The sequence below is a fragment of the Gulosibacter sp. 10 genome (genome assembly GCF_900163695.1).
GTDB lineage: Bacteria > Actinomycetota > Actinomycetes > Actinomycetales > Microbacteriaceae > Gulosibacter.
Genome location: NZ_FUIC01000045.1, coordinates 1 through 17,412, shown reverse-complemented (window position 1 = coordinate 17,412; position 17,412 = coordinate 1). Strand labels below are relative to the sequence as shown.

Genomic DNA, 17,412 nt, shown 5'->3' with positions numbered 1-17,412 from the left:
GCCCCCATCGCTTTCCACCAGCCGCCGCAACCGCATCCGTCGCCCCAGAGGAGCCCGTCATGATCGAGTCCCCCCGCAACCAGAAGGTCCGCGAGGTCCGCCGCCTCGCGCAGAAGGCCGAGCGCACCGAGCGGGCCGAGTTCGTGCTCGAGGGCCCGCAGGCGGTGCGCGAGGGGCTCTCCGACCGCCCGGATCTCATCGGCGAGCTCTTCATCACCCCGACCGCCCTCGAACGGCACCGCGACATCGGCGAACTCGCCGAGCGGGCCGGCATCGAGGTGCTCTTCGCGAGCGAGGAGGCCGTCGACGCGATGGCCGACACCCGCAACCCCCAGGGCGTGATCGCCGTCGCGCGGCAGTTCCCGACCGCGCTCAAGCGCATCTTCGACGGCGAGCCGAAGCTCGTCGCGATCCTCGAGGAGGTTCGCGACCCGGGCAACCTCGGCACGATCATCCGCCTCGCGGACGCCGCCGGCGCCGACGCGATCGTGCTGACGGGGCGCACGGTCGACCTCTACAACGCCAAGGTGGTGCGCTCGACCACCGGCTCCCTGTTCCACGTGCCCATCGCCGTCGAGGCGGAGTTCGAGGACGCCGTGGTTCGGGCCCGGGCCGCGGGGCTCCGCGTCGTCGCCGCGGACGTGCGCGGCGGGGATCTGCTGGCCGCCCGCGACGCCGGCGAGCTCGCCGCACCGACCGCCTGGGTGTTCGGCAACGAGGCGCGCGGCCTGCCCGAGGAGCTCGTGGCGCAGTGCGACGCCTCGCTCTCGGTGCCGATCTACGGCAGCGCGGAGTCGATGAACCTCGCGACCGCAGCCAGCGTGTGCCTCTACGAGAGCGCCTTCGCCCAGCGCACCCGCGCGGAGTTGTAGATACCGCACGAGGATCGCGGCGGGCCGGGGAGCGGGGCCGCAGCTTTCGCTGCACGTTGGTAACGAATGGGTAAATTGCCGGGCTCCCCGCTCCGCGGCTCGCGGCATGACAATATGCTGTCTCCATGCAGCAACAGCCTGACAAAGGTGCCAGTAGCGTGCCGCTCCAGAACGAACGCCCTCTCATCGAGATGGCGGGCGTCAACAAGTGGTTCGGCGAGAACCACGTCCTCCGCGACATCAACACCACGGTCGCCCGCGGCGAGGTCGTCGTCGTGATCGGCCCCTCGGGCTCGGGGAAATCGACGCTCTGCCGTTCGATCAACCGGCTCGAGACCATCCAGGAGGGGCAGATCTTCATCGACGGGGAGCTGCTCCCGGAGGAGGGCTCGGGGCTCGCGAAGCTCCGCAGCGACGTCGGGATGGTCTTCCAGTCCTTCAACCTCTTCGCGCACAAGTCGGTGCTGGAGAACGTGGCGCTCGCGCCCGTCAAGGTCCGGAAGGTGCCGCGCAAGGACGCCGAGAAGCGGGCGATGGAGCTCCTCAAGCGCGTCGGCGTCGAGGCGCACGCCCACAAGATGCCGGCGCAGCTCTCCGGCGGGCAGCAGCAGCGCGTCGCGATCGCCCGCTCGCTCGCGATGAACCCGAAGCTCATCCTGCTCGACGAACCGACCTCGGCGCTCGACCCGGAGATGATCAACGAGGTGCTCGACGTGATGGTCGAGCTGGCCAAGGAGGGGATGACCATGGTGGTCGTCACCCACGAGATGGGGTTCGCGAGGAAGGCCGCGGATCGAGTGATCTTCATGGACGAGGGGGCGATCGTCGAGGAGGCGCCGCCCGAGGAGTTCTTCACGAATCCGCAGTCCGCGCGGGCGAAGGACTTCCTCTCGAAGATCCTCACGAACTGAATACCGAACCGTACGATCGTGGAGAACAAAGGAGTTTTCATGAAACACAAGAAGGCATTCGCAGGAATCGGCCTCGCGATGTCCGCAGCGCTCGTCCTCGCCGGCTGCTCCGGCGACGGCGGTGGCGGCAGCGACCCGGAGGTCCAGGAGGACGTGCAGTTCGAGGAGGGCACGACCATGGCCGCGCTCGCCGAGAAGGGCTCGATCACCGTCGGCACCAAGTTCGACCAGCCCCTGTTCGGCCTCGCGGGCCCCGACGGCACGCCCGAGGGCTTCGACGTCGAGATCGCGAAGATCATCGCCGCCGAGCTGGGCATCGCGCCCGAGAACATCGACTGGGTCGAGACCGTCTCGCAGAACCGCGAGCCGTTCATCCAGGACGGCCAGGTCGACATCGTCGTCGCGACGTACACGATCAACGACGACCGCAAGGAGGTCATCGACTTCGCGGGGCCCTACTACGTGGCCGGGCAGTCGTTCCTCGTGCCCGCGGGCAACCCGAAGGGCATCACCTCCGATCCCGAGCAGCTCGGCGACGCCACGGTCTGCACCGTGACGGGGTCGACCTCGGAGGAGAACATCCGCGAGTACACGGACAGCGTCATCACGGTGGACAAGTACTCCGACTGCATCGAGCCCATCCGCTCCGGCCAGGCCGATGCGCTGACGACGGACAACGTGATCCTCGCCGGCCTCGTCGACCAGAACGGCGACGAGTTCGAGGTGGTCGACGGGTTCTTCACCGAGGAGCCCTACGGCGTCGGCCTGCAGAAGGGCGACGACGAGTTCCGCGACTTCATCAACGACACGCTCGAGGCGTCCTACGAGGACGGCCGCTGGGAGAACGCCTGGCAGTCCACCGTCGGGGACAACCTGACGATGCCCGAGCCGCCCGAGGTGGACCGCTACTGATCGGTCCGCGCCGGCTCCGTGCGGTGACGGCGGCATCCCCGCCGTCGCCGCACGGCCGTCCCGCACGCAGGCACCCCCTTCTTCTCACGCGAGGACTATGACGCGATGAACGCGATACTGACCAACTGGGACCTCGTCCTCCAGGGCTTCCTCACCACGCTGCAGCTGCTGGCCGTCGGCGCGCTCGGCGCGATCCTCATCGGGACGGTGGTCGCCTTCCTGCGCATCTCGCCGATCCCCGCGCTGCGGCTGATCGCCACCTCCTACACGGAGCTCATCAGGAACACCCCGCTCACGCTCGTGTTCTTCCTGATCATCGTCGTGCTGCCCGTGCTCGACCTCGGCGTCAACTCGAAGATCGGCGCGTTCATCGCCCTGTCGGTCTACACCTCGCCGTTCATCGCCGAGGCGCTCCGCTCGGGCATCAACGGCGTGCCGCTCGGGCAGGCCGAGGCGGCCCGCTCGCTCGGCATGCAGTTCTCGCAGACGGTGACGATCATCATCCTGCCGCAGGCGATGCGGATGGTCGTGCCCCCGCTCATCAACGTCATCATCGCCCTCGCGAAGAACACCTCCGTGGCGTCGGGGTTCCTCGTCGTCGAACTCGTGGCGATCTCGAAGACGCTCGTGAACCGGCACGGCAGCGAGGTCATCATGATCCTCCTCGGCATCGCCCTGTTCTACCTGCTCATCACGATCCCCCTCGGCCTCATCGCCAACTACGTCGAGCGAAAGGTGGCGGTGCTCCGATGAGTAGCGCATCAGTCCTCTACGACGCGCCGGGCCCCAAGGCCCGGGCCCGTTCCCGAGTCATCTCCGCCGTCTCGGGCGCGATCGTCGTCTTCCTGCTCGGCTGGTTCATCTTCCAGCTCGGCCAGCCCCGCATCACGGCCGCCGGCGCGGAGCTGCCCGGCCTCTGGGACCCCTCCCGCTGGGACATCTTCGCCGACCCCGAGGTGTGGGAGGGCCTGCTGTGGCGCGGCCTGGTCATGGGCACGCTGCGCGCGGCCGGTCTGGCCGCGGTGCTCGCGCTCGTGATCGGCGTGATCTTCGCGCTCGGCCGGATGGCGAAGAACCCGTTCATCCGGGTGCCGTTCACGATCGTGCTCGAGTTCTTCCGCGGCATGCCGGTCCTGCTCATGATGCTCTTCATCCTGCTCGGGCTGAAGGTCGGCGACTACTGGGCCGTGGTCTGGGCGCTCGGCATCTACAACGGCGCGATCATCGGCGAGGCGCTGCGGGCCGGCGTGACCTCGCTCCCGCGCGGGCAGGCCGAGGCGGCGTCCTCGCTCGGCTTCACGCACATGCAGACCCGCTTCATCATCGAGCTCCCGCAGGCGTTCCGGCAGATGCTGCCGATCATCGTCGCGCAGCTCGTGGTGCTGCTCAAGGACACGTCGCTGGCCTACATCGTGGCGTATCCGGAGCTGCTGCGGGTCTCCTACCAGCTCAAGGACTACTACGGCTCCGGGACGTACTCGTTCTCGCTGTTCTTCGTCTCGCTGCTCATCTACCTCGTCGTGAACTTCGCGTTGAGCGCGCTGGCCCGCTGGCTCGCGCGCCGCAGCGGCCCGAAGGGCGCCGGTCCCACGCGCAGGGGCCGCCGCCGTGGCGCCCCCAAGGCCCCGGGCGGGGGCGCCGGGCTCGACACCGCGCTGCTCTCCGTGGGCAGCCCCGAGAGCGCATTGGGCGCCCGCAAGGAGAACGGACCCGCGTGAATGCGGGACGCGGGGCCTCGGCCGACTAGACTAGGGCCCCGTGTCTGCATCCAATTCGTCTGAAAACCCAATCACGCCGGAGGCGGTGGACGAGGCCGTGACGGCCGCGCTCGCCGCCATCGCCGAGGCGCCCGATGCCGCCGCGCTCAAGCGCGTGCGCTCGGAGCACATCGGCGAGGGCTCGACGCTCGCGCAACTCAACTCCTTCATGCGCCACGTGCCGAAGGAGCAGAAGAAGGAGGCCGGCAAGCTCGTCGGCAGCGCGCGCGGCCGGGTCAACCAGGCCTTCGCGGCCCGCGAGGAGGCGCTCGCGGCGGCCGAGGAGGCCGCGCGCATCGAGGCCGAGGCCGTGGACGTCACGGCGGCCGCTCGTCGGGAGCGCAACGGCGCGCGCCATCCCCTCACGATGCTCCGCGACCGGGTCTCCGACATCTTCACGGGCATCGGATGGGACATCGTGGACGGCCCCGAGCTCGAGAGCGAGTGGTACAACTTCGACTCGCTCAACTTCGACGCGGACCACCCGGCCCGGGCGATGCAGGACACCTTCTTCGTCGAGCCCGTCGAGCGCCACATGCTGCTGCGCACTCACACCTCGCCGGTGCAGATGCGCGCGCTCCTCGAGCGGGGCGTTCCGCTGTACGTGCTGTCGCCGGGCCGCACCTTCCGGACGGACGAGCTCGACGCGACCCACACGCCCGTGTTCATGCAGTTCGAGGGGCTGGCGATCGACCGCGACCTCACCATGGCGCATCTTCGCGGCACGCTCGAGCACTTCGCGAAGTCGATGTTCGGCGAGGACGCGAAGATCCGCCTGCGGAACAACTACTTCCCGTTCACCGAGCCGAGCGCCGAGATGGACATCTGGCACCCGCTGGCCAAGGGCGGCCCGCGCTGGATCGAGTGGGGCGGCTGCGGCATGGTGCACCCCAACGTGCTCCGCGCCGCGGGGGTCGACCCGGAGGAGTACCAGGGCTTCGCGTTCGGCATGGGCATCGAGCGCACGCTCATGTTCCGGAACGACCTCACGGATATGCACGACATCGTCGAGGGCGATATCCGCTTCAGCGAACAGTTTGGGATGGTGATCTAGGGATGCGTGTCCCGATTTCTTGGCTGCGCGAGTACGTCGGCGTGCCCGCCGAGGCGACTCCTCGCGAGGTGCTCGACGCGTTCGTGCGCGTGGGCCTCGAGGACGAGGCGATCCACGCGGCCGGCGTGTCCGGGCCGATCGTGGTGGGCGAGGTCCTCGAGCGGACCCCCGAGCCGCAGAAGAACGGCAAGACCATCAACTGGTGCCAGGTGCGCGTCGCGCCCGAGGGGGAGCAGGCGGCCGACGGCGGCGCGGACGTCCGCGGCATCGTCTGCGGCGCGCACAACTTCGGCGCGGGCGACCACGTCGTCGTCGCGCTGCCCGGCGCCGAGCTGCCGGGCGACTTCGTCATCTCGGCGCGCAAGACCTACGGGCACGTGTCCGACGGCATGATCGCCTCCGAGCGCGAGCTGGGCCTCGGCGAGGACCACGACGGGATCATCGTGCTCGAGCGCAAGGGCGTCGAGGCGGCGCCGGGCACCCCCGCGCTGCCGCTGCTCGGCCTCGACGACGTCGCGGTCGAGGTGAACGTGACCCCCGACCGCGGCTACGCGATGTCGCTCCGCGGCCTGGCCCGCGAGTACTCGCACGCCACCGGCGCGGAGTTCAGCGATCCCGCGCTCCGCCCCGAGCTCGACGGGATCGTCGAGCGCGGGCTCGCGCCCGCCGCCGACGAGGTGCGGGTGCCCGTGTCGATCGCCGAGGAGCGGGCCGTGCGGGAGCAGCCGCTCAGCGAGGTCTTCGCCGGCTTCGTCGTCACCGGCGTCGACCCGGCGCGCCCCACCCCGGCCTGGCTCGCCCAGCGCCTCCGCCTCGCGGGCATGCGCCCGCTGGGCCTGCTCATCGACATCACGAACTACGTGATGCTCGAGCTCGGCCAGCCCATCCACGGCTACGACCTCGACCGGCTCCGCGGCGGCATCCACGTCCGTCGCGCGCGGCAGGGGGAGCGGCTCACGACCCTCGACGGCAACGACCGCGCGCTCTCGGACGAGGACATCCTCATCACCGACGACCGCGGCCCGATCGGCCTCGCCGGCGTCATGGGCGGCATGGAGACCGAGCTCTCCGACACGACCGAGAACGTGTTCATCGAGGCGGCGAACTTCTCGCCGATCTCCATCGCGCGCACGGCCCGCCGCCACCGCCTCCCCTCCGAGGCCTCGCGCCGCTTCGAGCGCACGGTGGACCCGGCGGTCGCCGTCCGGGCGGGCGCCCGGGTCGCCGAACTGCTCGTGGAGCTCGCGGGCGGCTCGCTCCGCCCCGTCGGCAGCGTGCTCGGCGAGCCCCGCGCGCCGCGGCCGGTGCGCATGGCCGCCGACCTGCCCGCCCGCCGCATGGGCATCGACTACGAGCGCGCGGAGGTGATCGACTCGCTCGAGGCGGTCGGCTGCGCCGTCGCGGACCCCGAGGCCGACGTGCTCGAGGTGACGCCCCCGACGTGGCGCCCCGACCTCACGGCCGACGTGGCGCTCGTCGAGGAGGTCGGCCGGCTCCAGGGCTTCGACCGCATCCCCTCGGTGCTGCCGCAGTCGCCCCAGGGCCACGGCCTCACCCGCGAGCAGACGCTGCGCCGCAAGCTGAGCGACGTGCTCGCCGCCACCGGCCACGTCGAGGTGCTGAGCTACCCCTTCCTGCCCGAGGCGGAGAACGCGCTGTTCTCGTCGCCCGAGGGCAAGCCGGTGGCGCAGATGAAGCTGCAGAACGCGATGGACGCGCAGCAGGCCTGGCTGCGCCGGAGCATGCTCCCGGGCCTGGTCGGCGTCGCGCACCGCAACGTCGCCCGCGGGATGACGGACCTCGGCATCTTCGAGCTCGGCCGGGTGTTCCTCCCCGAGCCGGGGAAGGAGTACGGCGTCGACGAGCTGCCGCCGGTGGCCGAGCGTCCGAGCCCCGAGACCCTCGAGCGGCTCGACGACGGCCTGCCGCCTCAGCCTTACGTGCTCGGCGCGGTGCTCGTCGGCAATCGCGCTCCCAAGCAGCCCGGCGTCGAGGCGCAGCCCTACGGCTGGCAGGACGCGATCGAGCTGGTGGACCGCGTGGCGCTCGCCACGGCGGCCGACCTGCGGGTGCGGCGGGGTTCGCATCGGGCCTTCCACCCGGGCCGGTGCGCCGAGGTGTACGTCGTCTCGCCCGCGGGCGAGGAGGCCGTCGTCGGCTTCGCCGGCGAGCTGCACCCGGCGGTGACGGTCGAGCGCGACCTGCCCCGGGTCGTGGCCGCGGCGGAGATCGACATCGACCGCGTCCTGGAGCACTCCGACCGGCACGTCTCGGCGGGCACGATCGTGGGCTTTCCGGCGGCGACGCAGGACCTCTCGCTGCTGGTGCCGGCCTCGGTGCCCGCGGCGGAGGTGCACGAGGCGGTCCGCGCCGGTGCCGGAGCGCTGCTCGAGTCGAGCCATCTCGTCGCGGACTACCGCGGCGCGGGGCTCGAGGACGGCGAGAAGTCGCTCACCTTCGCGCTCCGCTTCCGCGCGACGGACCGGACGCTCACCGCGGCCGAGGCGAGCGAGGCGAAGGAGGCCGGGGCCGCCCGCGCCGCCGAGCTGTTCGGGGCGCGCATCCGCGCCTGACCGGCATGCGGACAGGGGCCGTGCCCGCGATCCTCCGCGGGCACGGCCCCTGTCCGTGCGGCGGGCGGCGCAGGAGCGCCGGCCGCCCCGGGGTCAGGCGGCCTCGGCCTCCCGCAGCGCGGCCTCGAGCGCGACCCAGCCGAGCATCGCGCACTTCACGCGCATGACGTACTTGCCGACGCCCTCGAGGGCGATGGCGTCGCCGATGATCTCGGCCTCGGGGGAGTCGTCGGGGATGTCCATGGCGCCGCGGGAGCGGAGCATCGCGCGCATCGTGTCCACGCCGAGGCGCGCGTCCGCGACCGGGCGGCCGAGGAGCTGATCCACGAGGATCGAGGCGGAGGCCATCGAGATCGAGCAGCCGTCCCCGGTCCAGCCGATCGCGTCGATGCGGTCCCCGTCGAGCCGGACGCGCAGCGTGATCTCGTCCCCGCAGGACGGGTTCTTCTCGAAGTGCTCGGCGTCGAAGGGCTCGATCGCCCCTTCGCCCGAGCGGCGCCGCGCGTGATCGAGGATGAGGTCCTGGTACAGGCTGTCGAGGCCGCTCATCGGTCCGCCCCGAAGTACGCGCGCACGCCGCGGAGCGCGTCGAGCAGGGCGTCGATCTCGTCGTCCGAGGTCGTGAGGTAGGAGGAGGCGCGCGTCGACGCGGTCAGGCCGAGGCGGCGGTGCAGCGGCTGGGCGCAGTGGTGGCCGCCGCGCACCGCGATGCCGGCGGCGTCGAGGAACTGCGAGACGTCGTGGGAGTGCACGCCCTCGACGGCGAACGAGGCGAGGCCGGAACGAGGGGCGTCGGGGCCGTCCCCGAGCACGGCGACGCCGGGGATGGCGCTCAGCTCGCGCACGAGGCGGGCGCCGATGGCCTCCTCGTGCCGGCGGATCTCCTCCATGCCCACGGCGCGCAGATAGCGGCAGGCCTCGGCGAGGGCCACGGCCTGCGAGACCGGCTGCGTGCCCGCCTCGAAGCGGGTGGGCGGGTCCATGAAGGTGGTCCCGTCCATGGCGACCACCTCGATCATCGAGCCGCCCGTGCGGGCCGGAGGCAGCTGCGCGAGGCGCTCGCGGCGCCCGTAGAGCACGCCGATGCCGTTCGGCCCGGCCATCTTGTGGCCCGAGAACGCGGCGAAGTCGATGCCGAGGGCATGCACGTCCACGGGCCGGTGCGGCACGGACTGGCAGGCGTCGAGCACCGTGATCGCGCCGACGGCGGCGGCGAGCTCGACGAGCTCCGCCACGGGCGCGATCATGCCCGTCACGTTCGAGACGTGCGCGAAGGCGATGATGCGCGTGCGCGGGGAGACGAGCGCGCGGGCGTCGTCGATCGTCCAGGTGCCCCGCTCGTTGACCGGGATCCACCGCAGCGCGGCGCCGGTCGCGAGCGCGAGCTCCTGCCAGGGCACGAGGTTGGCGTGGTGCTCCGCCTCGGTGATGAGGATCTCGTCGCCGGGCCCGAGCCGCAGGGGCGCCGAGCCCTCGCCGCCGCGCCCGCGCGAGGCGGCGCCGATGCCGAGGGCCACGGTGTTGAGCGCGTCCGTCGCGCCGGACTGCCAGGCGATCTCGTCGACGTCGGCGCCGATGAACTCGGCCACGGTCGCGCGCGCGTCCTCGAAGTCGCCCGTCGAGAGTGCGGCGAGCTCATGGGCGCCGCGGTGCACCGCGGCGTTGTGCTCGGACAGGAACGCGCGTTCCGCATCGAGCACCGCGCGCGGGCGCTGGGCGGTGGCGCCGAAGTCGAGGTAGACGAGCGGCCTGCCGTGCACCTCCTGACTCAGGACGGGGAAGTCGCGGCGCAGCTCCTGTGCGCGCCGGTCGTCGAGTCGAGCGGTGGACGCGGGCGATTCCGATGTCGTCAAAACTTTCCTCTGCGGGTCGGGAGACACTGGAGACCAGGGTAGTCCTCGCGCCGGGCTTAGGATGGACCCCATGACGTTTTCGGTAGCAGTAGCCGGTGCATCGGGCTACGGCGGGGGCGAGCTGCTGCGCCTGCTGGCCGTGCACCCGGAATTCGAGGTCCGTACGGTGACCGCCCACTCGCAGGCGGGGCAGCGGCTGCGAGACGTGCACCCGCATCTCGCGAGCTACGGCGACCTCGTGCTCGAGAAGACCGAGGCCGAATCGCTGCGCGGCCACGACGTCGTGTTCCTCGCGCTGCCGCACGGGCACTCCGGCGCGCTCACCGAGGAGCTCCCCGAGGGGACGCTCGTCGTCGACGCGGCGGCCGATCACCGGCTCGAGCGGGAGGCGGACTGGACCGACTACTACCCGGGCGAATGGGCCGGATCATGGACCTACGGGATGCCGGAGCTCGTGCTCGCCGACGGGGGCAAGCAGCGCCGCAACCTCGAGGCCGCGCGCCGCATCGCCGTGCCGGGCTGCAACGTCACCGCGGTGACCCTCGCGCTGGCGCCGCTCGTCCGCGCGGGCCTGATCGGCTCGGAGGGGATCAGCACGGTGCTCGCCGTCGGCCCCTCCGGAGCGGGCAAGAAAGCCTCCGTGGGCATGCTCGCGAGCGAGCTGATCGGCAACCTCGTGCCCTACAACGCCTTCGGCGGCCACCGGCACAACCCCGAGATCCGGCAGAACCTGCGCAACGCCTCGGGCAGGGACGTGCGCCTCAGCTTCACGCCCGTCCTCGTGCCGGCCTCGCGCGGCATCCTCGCGACCTGCACCGGGCAGCTCGCGGAGGGCGCGACGCTCGAGCGGGTCCGGGAAGCCTACGAGGAGGCCTACGGCGACGAGACCTTCATCGAGCTGCTCGAGGACGGGCGGTACCCGCGCACCTCGGACGTCGCGGGCTCGAACCGCACGCAGATCGCGTTCGGCATCGACGAGCGCGCGGGCCGGCTCATCGCGATCAGCGCCCTGGACAACCTCGGGAAGGGCACGGCGGGCGCCGCCGTGCAGTCCGCGAACATCTCGCTCGGCCTCGAAGAGACCATCAGCCTGCCGATCAATGGAGTAGCACCGTGACAGTAACCGCACCTCAAGGATTCCGCGCCGCCGGCGTCGCCGCCGGGCTCAAGGCCAGCGGCGGCCGCGACGTCGTGCTCGTGGTGAACGACGGGCCTTCCGCGGCGGCCGCCGCGGTGTTCACCGAGAACCGCTGCGAGGCGCACCCCGTCACCTGGTCGCGCCGGGTCATCGCCGACGGCACGGTCTCGGCCATCGCGCTCAACTCCGGCGGGGCGAACTGCTTCACGGGCGAGTTCGGCGCCGAGACCACCCGGCTCACCGCGGAGAAGGCGGCGGGGCTGCTCGGCCTCTCCGCGGGCGACGTGCTCGTCGCCTCCACGGGCCTGATCGGCATGGGCGACCAGTCCTGGCGCGACAAGCTGCTCGCCGGGGTCGAGGCGGCGCATCCGCTGCTCGCCGCCGACGCCGGCGCGGGCTCCGACGCGGCCGACGGCATCCTCACGACCGACTCGGTACGGAAGGTCGCCACCCGCTCGGGCTCCGGCTACACGATCGGCGGCATGGCCAAGGGCGCCGGCATGCTGGCCCCGGGCCTCGCGACGATGCTCGTCGTCATCACCACCGACGCCGACCTGGAGTCGGCGCAGCTCGACTCGGCGCTGCGCGCGGCCACGAGGGTCACGTTCGACCGAGTCGACTCGGACGGCTGCATGTCCACCAACGACACCGTCGCGCTGCTCGCCTCCGGCGCCGCCGGCGTGACGCCCGACCTCGAGGAGTTCACGGGCCTGCTCACCGATCTCTGCGCCGAGCTCTCGAGCATGCTCCAGAGGGATGCCGAGGGCTCGAGCCACGACATCGCGATCACCACGGTCGGCGCCGCCACCGAGCAGGAGGCCGTGGACGTCTCGCGCGCCGTGAGCCGCTCCAACCTGTTCAAGGCGGCCATCTTCGGCCAGGACCCGAACTGGGGCCGCGTGCTCGCCGCGATCGGCACGACCGATGCGCGGTTCGACCCGCGGGCGATCGACGTGACGATGAACGGCTCGATGGTCTGCAAGGCCGGAACGCCGCACGAGCCCGTCGAGGGCGTGGACCTCTCGCCCCGCGAGACGGACGTGCTCATCGACCTCCACGCCGGCGACGCCTCGGCGACGATCCTCACCAACGACCTCACGCACGACTACGTGCACGAGAACAGCGCCTACTCCTCCTAGACCGGAAGGCACCATGTCAGACCCCTCCGAAGTCTCGGCGGACCCGCGCTTCGCCGCATCCACCGCCAAGGTCGAGACCCTCATCGAGGCGCTGCCCTGGATGCAGCGCTACAACGACCAGATCGTCGTCGTGAAGTTCGGCGGCAATGCGATGGTTGATCCCGAGCTCATCGAGGCCTTCGCCTCCGACATCGCGTTCCTCCGCTACGCCGGCGTCCACCCGGTGGTCGTGCACGGCGGCGGCCCGCACATCTCCAGGATGCTCGACAAGCTCGGCATCGAATCGGAGTTCCGCGCGGGCTACCGCTACACCTCCGAGGAGGCGATCGAGGTCGTGCGGATGGTGCTCGGCGGGCAGGTCGCCCGCGAGCTCGTCTCGGCGATCAACGACCTCGCCCCGGTCGCGACCGGCACCTCCGGCGAGGACGCGGGACTCTTCCAGGCCAAGCGCAAGACCACGGACGCCTCGGGCAACCCCGTGGATCTCGGCCACGTCGGCGAGATCGTGGCGGTGAACCCGAACGTGGTCCGGGCGGACATCGCGGCGGGGCGTATCCCCGTCGTGTCGACCATCGCGAGCGACGTCGACCAGCCCCGGAAGGCGCTGAACATCAACGCCGACCGCGCCGCCGCGGCGCTCGCGGTGGCGCTCGGGGCGAAGAAGCTCGTGATGCTCACCGACGTCGAGGGCCTCTACCGCAACTGGCCCGACCGCGATTCGCTCGCCTCGAGCATCACCGCGGACGAGCTCCGGCAGATGCTCGGCACCCTCGAGTCGGGGATGATCCCCAAGGCGCAGGCCTGCCTCGAGGCCATCGACGGCGGCGTCAAGCACGCGACCATCATCGACGGCCGGGTGCCGCACTCGACCCTGATCGAAATCTTCACCACCGACGGGTTCGGCACCGAGGTCGTCGAGTAGCCCCGCGCTACAGTGGTCACCTATCTAGAAAGGGCAGGAATGATCAGACATTTCCTCCGCGACGACGACGTCTCCCGCGCCGAGCAGTCCGAGATCCTCGACCTGGCGGCGAAGCTCAAGCGCGATCGATTCGCGACCCGCCCGCTCGACGGCCCGCAGTCGGTCGCGGTGATCTTCGACAAGAGCTCGACCCGCACGCGCGTGTCCTTCCACGTCGGCATCTCCGAGCTCGGCGGCAGCCCGCTCATCTTCACGACGGCGTCGAGCCAGCTCGGCGGCAAGGAGACCCCCTCGGACACGGCCCGCGTGCTCGAGCGCATGGTGTCGGCCATCGTGTGGCGCACCTACGCGCAGGAGGGCCTCGAGCAGATGAGCGAGGGAGCCCGCGTGCCCGTCGTGAACGCCCTGAGCGACGACTTCCACCCCTGCCAGCTGCTGGCCGACCTGCTGACCATCCGCGAGCACAAGGGCGGCACCGAGGGGCGGCGCCTCGCCTTCGTCGGCGACGGCTGCTCGAACATGGGCCACTCCTACCTGCTCGCCTGCGCGCTCGCGGGGATGCACGTCGCGATCGCCTCGCCCGAGGGCTACCTGCCCCGCGAGGACGTCGTGACGGACGCGCGCCGCATCGCCGCGGAGGCGGGCGGCTCGATCGAGATCGGCACGGACGTGGCCGGGCTGGTCGCGGACGCCGACGTGGTGGTCACCGACACGTGGGTCTCGATGGGGCTCGAGGACGAGCGGCAGCAGCGGCTCGACGACTTCGCCGGCTTCCGGGTCACGCAGGAGGTCATGGGCTTCGCGAAGCCCGACGCGATCTTCATGCACTGCCTGCCCGCCGATCGCGGCTACGAGGTCGACGCCGACGTGATCGACGGCCCGCAGTCCGTCATCTGGGACGAGGCCGAGAATCGCCTCCACGCCCAGAAGGCCCTGCTGGTGTGGCTGCTCGAGCAGTCGCGCTGAACCGGCATCCCGCATCCATCGACCACCGCGGCGAGCGGACGACCGGCTCGCCGAAGAACTCCGGAGTGTTCACGCAATGACAGATCAGCCGCAGTCCCGCGCAGGTGAGGACGGCGCCCTGTGGGGCGGCCGGTTCGAGGGCGGACCCTCGCCCGAGCTCGCGCGCCTCTCCAAGTCGACGCAGTTCGACTGGAAGCTCGCGCACTACGACCTCGCGGGCTCCCGGGCCCACGCCCGCGCGCTGCATCGCGCGGGGTACCTCGACGACGCCGAGCTGGAGGGCATGATCGCCGCGCTCGACGAGCTTGGCGCCCGGGTGGCCGACGGCCGCTTCGTCGCGGCGGAGTCCGACGAGGACGTGCACTCGGCGCTCGAGCGCGGGCTCATGGAGATCGCCGGCCACGAGCTCGGCGGCAAGCTGCGCGCCGGGCGGAGCCGGAACGATCAGATCGCCACGTTCGTGCGCATGTACATCCGCGACACCTCCGCCTCGCTCTCGGCGCAGATCGGCGCCCTCGTGCACGCGCTGGCCGAGCAGGCCGAGCGGCACCTCGACGTGATCATGCCGGGGCGCACGCACCTCCAGCACGCCCAGCCCGTGCTGCTCGCGCATCAGCTGCTCGCCCACGCGTGGCCGCTCGTGCGCGACCTCGGCCGCATCGCGGACCTCGGGCGCCGGCTCGACGAGTCGCCGTACGGCTCGGGGGCGCTCGCCGGCTCCACCCTCGGGCTCGACGCGACCGGCGTCGCCCGCGAGCTCGGCTTCTCCGCCTCCGTCGCGAACTCGATCGACGGCACCGCCTCGCGCGACCTCGTCGCCGAGTACGCGTACGTGCTCGCGCAGGTCGCGGTCGACATCTCGCGCCTGAGCGAGGAGATCATCGTCTGGAACACCAAGGAGTTCGGCTTCGTCACGCTCGACGACGCGTACTCCACCGGCTCCAGCATCATGCCGCAGAAGAAGAACCCGGACATCCCCGAGCTCGCGCGGGGCAAGACCGGCCGGCTGCTCGGCAACCTCACGGGCCTGCTGGCCACCTTCAAGGCGCTCCCGCTCGCCTACAACCGCGACCTGCAGGAGGACAAGGAGCCGATCTTCGACTCGGTCGAGCAGCTCGACGTGCTGCTGCCCGCCTTCGTGGGCATGGTCGCGACGATGCGCTTCCACGGCGAGCGGATGCGCGAGCTCGCGCCCCAGGGCTTCTCGCTCGCCACGGACATCGCGGAGTGGCTCGTCAAGCGCCACGTGCCCTTCCGGGACGCCCACGAGATCTCGGGCGGCTGCGTCAAGCTCGCGGAGTCGAAGGGCGTGGACCTCGACGGGCTCGACGACGAGGACTTCGCGAGCGTCTCCCAGCACCTCACCCCCGAGGTGCGCGAGGTGCTCACCGTGGACGGCTCGGTGGCGACGCGCGACGGCCGCGGCGGAACCGCGCCCGCCCGTGTCCGCGAGCAGCTCGAGGAGCTCCGCGCCAGGGCCGCTGCGCTCCTCGGCTGAGCCCTCCCGCGCCCAGGGCCCCGATCGCGCATTCTCGTCGCGATCGGGGCCTTCCGTGTTGGTACTGTTGAGCGCGTGACACTACGCGATCTCTCATGGCAGAAGAACGATCCCTCGTTCGACCACATCCTCGACGAACTCGAGTGGCGCGGCTACATCCACGTCTCCACGGACCTGGACGAGCTGCGGGCTCGCATGGACGAGGGCCCGATCACGTATTACTGCGGCTTCGACCCGACCGCGCCGAGCCTGCACCTCGGCCACCTGGTGCAGCTGCTGCTCCTGCGCCGACTGCAGCTCGCGGGCAACAACCCGATCGGCCTGGTCGGCGGATCCACCGGCCTGATCGGCGACCCGCGGCCCACCGCGGAGCGCACGCTCAACTCCCGCGAGGTCGTGGCGGAATGGGTCGAGGGCCTGCGCGGACAGGTCGAGTGGTACCTCGACTTCGAGGGGGAGCACGCCGCGCGCATGGCCAACAACCTGGACTGGACCATCGACCTCAGCGCGATCGACTTCCTGCGCGATCTCGGCAAGCACTTCCGGGTGGGGTCGATGCTCAAGAAGGACGCCGTCTCGGCGCGGCTGAACTCCGATGCGGGCATCTCCTACACCGAGTTCAGCTACCAGATCCTCCAGGCCTACGACTTCCTGCAGCTCTACCGCAACTACGGGCTCGAGATGCAGACCGGCGGCTCGGACCAGTGGGGCAACCTCGTCGGCGGCGTGGACCTCATCCGCCGCGTGGAGGGGGCGTCGGCGCACGCGCTCGGCTCGCCGCTGATCACCAACTCGGACGGCACCAAGTTCGGGAAGTCCGAGGGCAACGCGATCTGGATCGACGCCGAGCTGACCTCGGCGTACGCGTTCTACCAGTTCTGGCTCAACACCGACGACGCCGACGTGGTCGACCGTCTCAAGGTGTTCACGTTCTTCACCCGGGAGGAGATCGGCGAGTTCGCCGAGAAGGTGCAGCGCGAGCCGTTCCGCCGCGAGGCCCAGCGCGCGCTCGCCCGAGCGGTCACGTCCCTCGTCCACGGCGACGAGGCGACCGACAAGGCGATCGCCGCGTCCGAGGCGCTCTTCGGCCAGGGGGATGTCTGGCGGCTGGACGGCGAAACCCTCCGCTCCGCCATCGCCGAGCTGCCGCACGCCGAGGCGTCGATCGGCGACGAGGTCGCGCAGGTGCTCGTCGCCACCGGGGCCGTGGACTCCCTGAGCGCCGCCCGGCGCGCGATCAAGCAGGGCGGGGTCTCGCTGAACAACGTCCGGGTGGAGGACGAGCATCGAGTGCTCGGCGGGGACGACCTGCTCGCCGGCCGCGCGGTCATCGTCCGTCGAGGCAAGAAGACTCTCGTAGGGGCCATCGTGGGGGAGTAGCCTCCCGCGGCGGCGCAACGGACAGGCCCGCATCTCGGCGTACGACACGCCCGAGATGCGGGCCTGATTTGCGCGAGGGGTGGGAAGTCCGTAATGTTCTTCCTTGTCGCCGCGAGGCACGGAACACCGCAGGGTGAACCGGGCAGCGCGAACGACACAGCGAAGAAGCCAGACGGTCCGATCATCGGATCGGCGCGCTTCTTCCAGGCTCATCGGCTCCGGTCGATGAGGCTAGGTCGGAGGCTCAGGTCTCCGGTTCCCGAGCTGCGTGAACCGCGTGGAAACACGAGGTTGACAAGCGCAGACGACTCGGGCAAAAATATTCTAGCTGCGGCCGAGCAGCGGCCCGATTTGGTCGGGTTGGGCGTTCGGTTGCATCCGATCCTTGAGAACTCAACAGTGTGCACTTTTATTGTCTAATGCCATTTTTTGGACCC

At 71.0% G+C, this 17,412-nt stretch carries 15 protein-coding genes; 13 read left to right on the top strand and 2 right to left on the bottom strand.

Annotation, left to right across the window (positions count from 1 at the left end; genetic code table 11):
* Positions 1–59 precede the first annotated feature (59 nt).
* The 7 genes from FM112_RS14835 (at position 60) to pheT (ending at position 8,079) form a co-directional block, all read left to right on the top strand.
* Positions 60–872 (top strand): RNA methyltransferase, encoded by an 813-nt coding sequence (locus tag FM112_RS14835; RefSeq protein ID WP_087008987.1) that lies wholly within the window; start codon positions 60–62, stop codon positions 870–872.
* Positions 873–997: 125 nt separating this feature from the next.
* Complete coding sequence (locus FM112_RS14830) at positions 998–1,783, top strand: amino acid ABC transporter ATP-binding protein (protein WP_176386853.1); 786 nt, start codon at positions 998–1,000, stop codon at positions 1,781–1,783.
* Between the two features lie 39 nt (positions 1,784–1,822).
* The gene (locus tag FM112_RS14825) at positions 1,823–2,695 is read left to right on the top strand and encodes a glutamate ABC transporter substrate-binding protein (protein WP_087008983.1); all 873 of its coding nucleotides are present in this window, start codon (positions 1,823–1,825) and stop codon (positions 2,693–2,695) included.
* Between the two features lie 105 nt (positions 2,696–2,800).
* Positions 2,801–3,448 (top strand): amino acid ABC transporter permease, encoded by a 648-nt coding sequence (locus FM112_RS14820; RefSeq protein ID WP_087008981.1) that lies wholly within the window; start codon positions 2,801–2,803, stop codon positions 3,446–3,448.
* Complete coding sequence (locus FM112_RS14815; protein WP_087008979.1) at positions 3,445–4,413, top strand: amino acid ABC transporter permease; 969 nt, start codon at positions 3,445–3,447, stop codon at positions 4,411–4,413. The genes FM112_RS14820 and FM112_RS14815 overlap by 4 nt, the downstream gene beginning before the upstream one ends.
* Positions 4,414–4,453: 40 nt before the next feature.
* Entirely contained in the window at positions 4,454–5,506 is a 1,053-nt protein-coding gene (gene pheS / locus FM112_RS14810; protein ID WP_087008976.1) for a phenylalanine--tRNA ligase subunit alpha, read from the top strand.
* Positions 5,507–5,508: 2 nt separating this feature from the next.
* The gene (pheT, locus tag FM112_RS14805; RefSeq protein WP_087008975.1) at positions 5,509–8,079 is read left to right on the top strand and encodes a phenylalanine--tRNA ligase subunit beta; all 2,571 of its coding nucleotides are present in this window, start codon (positions 5,509–5,511) and stop codon (positions 8,077–8,079) included.
* A gap of 93 nt (positions 8,080–8,172) precedes the next feature.
* Here pheT and sufU read toward each other — a convergent pair whose 3' ends face one another.
* Positions 8,173–8,628, bottom strand: a complete 456-nt coding sequence (gene sufU, locus FM112_RS14800) for a Fe-S cluster assembly sulfur transfer protein SufU (protein WP_087008974.1) — start codon at positions 8,626–8,628, stop codon at positions 8,173–8,175.
* Complete coding sequence (locus FM112_RS14795) at positions 8,625–9,932, bottom strand: aminotransferase class V-fold PLP-dependent enzyme (RefSeq protein ID WP_254910522.1); 1,308 nt, start codon at positions 9,930–9,932, stop codon at positions 8,625–8,627. Before FM112_RS14795 ends, sufU begins: the two co-directional genes overlap by 4 nt.
* Positions 9,933–10,002: 70 nt before the next feature.
* Here FM112_RS14795 and argC point away from each other — a divergent pair, with 70 nt between their 5' ends.
* The 6 genes from argC (at position 10,003) to tyrS (ending at position 16,975) form a co-directional block, all read left to right on the top strand.
* Complete coding sequence (gene argC / locus FM112_RS14790; protein ID WP_087008972.1) at positions 10,003–11,049, top strand: N-acetyl-gamma-glutamyl-phosphate reductase; 1,047 nt, start codon at positions 10,003–10,005, stop codon at positions 11,047–11,049.
* Positions 11,046–12,209 carry a bifunctional glutamate N-acetyltransferase/amino-acid acetyltransferase ArgJ gene (gene argJ, locus FM112_RS14785; RefSeq protein WP_087008971.1) on the top strand — a complete coding sequence of 388 codons (1,164 nt, stop codon included), beginning with the start codon at positions 11,046–11,048 and terminating at the stop codon, positions 12,207–12,209. The genes argC and argJ overlap by 4 nt, the downstream gene beginning before the upstream one ends.
* A gap of 13 nt (positions 12,210–12,222) precedes the next feature.
* Complete coding sequence (gene argB, locus FM112_RS14780; protein ID WP_087008969.1) at positions 12,223–13,131, top strand: acetylglutamate kinase; 909 nt, start codon at positions 12,223–12,225, stop codon at positions 13,129–13,131.
* A 39-nt stretch (positions 13,132–13,170) separates the two neighbouring features.
* On the top strand, positions 13,171–14,097 hold the full coding sequence (argF, locus tag FM112_RS14775) for an ornithine carbamoyltransferase (protein WP_087008967.1): 927 nt from the start codon (positions 13,171–13,173) through the stop codon (positions 14,095–14,097).
* 76 nt (positions 14,098–14,173) lie between these two features.
* A complete protein-coding gene (gene argH, locus FM112_RS14770) occupies positions 14,174–15,595 on the top strand; it encodes an argininosuccinate lyase (protein WP_087008965.1) in 1,422 nt (473 codons plus the stop codon).
* A 75-nt stretch (positions 15,596–15,670) separates the two neighbouring features.
* Positions 15,671–16,975 carry a tyrosine--tRNA ligase gene (tyrS, locus tag FM112_RS14765; RefSeq protein ID WP_087008963.1) on the top strand — a complete coding sequence of 435 codons (1,305 nt, stop codon included), beginning with the start codon at positions 15,671–15,673 and terminating at the stop codon, positions 16,973–16,975.
* The last annotated feature ends 437 nt before the right edge of the window (positions 16,976–17,412 follow it).